This window comes from Nocardioides guangzhouensis, assembly GCF_004519545.1.
Taxonomy (GTDB): domain Bacteria; phylum Actinomycetota; class Actinomycetes; order Propionibacteriales; family Nocardioidaceae; genus Nocardioides; species Nocardioides guangzhouensis.
In genome coordinates, this window is sequence record NZ_SDKM01000134.1 from 1 (window position 1) to 537 (window position 537).

The following is a 537-nucleotide window of genomic DNA, read 5'->3' on the forward strand; positions in this document are numbered from 1 at the left end:
TCTGGTTCAACAACGTCGAGACCCGGCCCGGCCAGGGCTACCCGCGCCGTTACGAGGACCAGGAGCAGTGGCAGGGCGGCTGGACGCTCAACAAGCGCGGCAACCTCACGCTCAGGGCGGGCGGCCGGATCAGGAAGCTGCTCGGGATCTTCGCCAGCCCCGTGCAGCCCGAGCTCGCCGACTACTACGAGCCCTGGACCTACGACTACCGGAACCTCGTGGAGGCGCCGCTCGGCGACGACTTCCCGGTGGCCCGGCCGAAGTCGCTGATCACCGGCGAGGACACCAAGGTCACCTGGTCGGCGAACTGGGACGACAACCTCGGCGGCACCAGCCAGCTGGGGCACCTCGACCCGCTGGTCGAGAAGGTCCGCAAGGAGTCCGAGGACAAGATCCGGTTCGAGCTGGAGCGGACCTTCATGTTCTACCTGCCGCGGATCTGCGAGCACTGCCTCAACCCGTCCTGCATGGCCTCCTGCCCGTCCGGCGCGATCTACAAGCGCGAGGAGGACGGCATCGTCCTGGTCGACCAGGACC

1 protein-coding gene is annotated in these 537 nt (G+C 68.0%); it reads left to right on the top strand.

All coding sequences use genetic code 11. From position 1 onward, the window contains the following. Positions 1 to 537: 4Fe-4S dicluster domain-containing protein (locus EKO23_RS24810; RefSeq protein WP_342773644.1), on the top strand; the 537-nt coding region annotated here is incomplete at both ends.